This is a genomic window from Ferrovibrio sp. (assembly GCF_046297895.1).
In the GTDB taxonomy this organism is placed as follows: domain Bacteria; phylum Pseudomonadota; class Alphaproteobacteria; order Ferrovibrionales; family Ferrovibrionaceae; genus Ferrovibrio.
Genome location: NZ_JBKBHC010000024.1, coordinates 1 through 1,504 on the forward strand (window position 1 = coordinate 1; position 1,504 = coordinate 1,504).

Below are 1,504 nucleotides of genomic sequence, written 5' to 3' on the forward strand. Positions count from 1 at the left end.
ATCGAGCTTGTGGCAGGTGAGGAGGTGCTGCCCTACAAGGTCTTTGACCCGGCCCAGGACATCCCGCTGCCGGTGGATGACAAGACGCTCAATGCACGGGTCGATGCCGTCCTGAAGGCACACCATCCCAAAGAAAAATGGCGTCCCGCTCCAGACCACCCTTGGCGCCGCCATCCCGCCGCGCCGCCTTCAGGGGATGGCCAATTGGCCAGCCCCTGAAGGCAAAGCCTTCACGACCTACCGGACATTTCTACTTTGCCTTGACAAGGCGATCGCCTGCGGCTTGTAGGACGCGCCGGCATGGGCTAGTCTGTGCGCAAGCCTTGAGCCCAGCGCGCATGAAACTGGTCATCCTCGATCGCGACGGCGTCATCAACTACGACTCGGATCAATTCATCAAGTCGCCGGAGGAGTGGCGCCCCATCCCCGGCAGTCTGGAGGCGATCGCCAGCCTGAACCAGGCGGGTTTCCGCGTCGTGGTGGCCTCCAACCAGTCCGGCGTTGGCCGCGGGCTCCTGGACATGGCCACGCTCAACGCCATCCACGGCAAGATGCACGCGCAGCTTGCCCGGGTGGGGGGGCGTATCGAGGCGATCTTCTTCTGCCCGCATGCCGCCGATTCGCGCTGCCAATGCCGTAAACCCAGACCCGGACTGCTGCAGGAGATCGCCGTGCGCTTTCATGCCGACCTCAGGGGGGTGCCGGTCATAGGCGACAGCCTGCGTGACCTGCAGGCGGCCCATGCGGCGGGGGCGGCGCCGATCCTGGTGCGCACCGGCAAGGGCCGGCTGACCCTGGCCACGGCCGAGCTGCCACAGGGCACCCGCGTCTTCGACGACCTTGCCGAGGCCGTGCGCGTCCTGCTCGCCGAGGCATGACCTTCCTGCGCTCGCTGCTGTTCGCCTTGCTGCAGGTGGCGATCACCATCCCCTATGGCCTGATCGCGCCGCTGTTCTTCCCCTTGCCGCCCTTGCAACGCTACCGGGTCATGCGCCTGTGGAGCCGCATCATCCTGTGGCTTGCGCGCTGGGTGCTCGGCATCCGCTACCGCGTCATCGGCTTGGATCGTCTGCCCAAGGGGCCCTGCGTGGTCCTGGCCAAGCATCAGTCGGCCTGGGAGACCATGGCCTTTCAGCTGTTCCTGCCACCGCTCGCCTTCGTGCTGAAGCGGGAGTTGCTGCAGATCCCATTCTTCGGCTGGGGTCTGGCCATGACCAGTCCCATCGCCATCGACCGCAGCGCCGGCCGCGAGGCCTTGAAGGCCCTGGAAGAACAGGGCCGGCAGCGGCTCGCCCAGGGTTTCTGGGTCGTCGTCTTTCCAGAAGGCTCGCGCATGCCACCGGGACAGAAGGGGAAATACAACGTGGGTGGCGCCTGGCTGGCGGTCAAGGCCGGTGTGCCGGTGCTGCCGGTGGCGCACAACGCCGGCCGGCTGTGGGGGAAAAACGCCTTCATCAAGCGCCCCGGCGAGATCACCGTGGTGATCGGCCCGCCCATTCCGACC

3 protein-coding genes are annotated in these 1,504 nt (G+C 66.5%); all 3 read left to right on the forward strand.

The window, feature by feature from the left end; translation table 11 throughout:
* A partial coding sequence (locus tag ACK4FK_RS18785; protein ID WP_409747243.1) for a hypothetical protein occupies positions 1 to 219 on the forward strand: 219 nt, incomplete at its 5' end.
* A 119-nt stretch (positions 220 to 338) separates the two neighbouring features.
* Positions 339 to 878: a D-glycero-beta-D-manno-heptose 1,7-bisphosphate 7-phosphatase gene (gene gmhB / locus ACK4FK_RS18790; protein WP_409747246.1), complete on the forward strand. Its 540-nt coding sequence runs from the start codon at positions 339 to 341 to the stop codon at positions 876 to 878.
* Positions 875 to 1,504, forward strand: a 630-nt coding sequence (locus ACK4FK_RS18795) for a lysophospholipid acyltransferase family protein (protein ID WP_409747248.1), incomplete at its 3' end; no start/stop codon positions are given. The genes gmhB and ACK4FK_RS18795, both read left to right, overlap by 4 nt.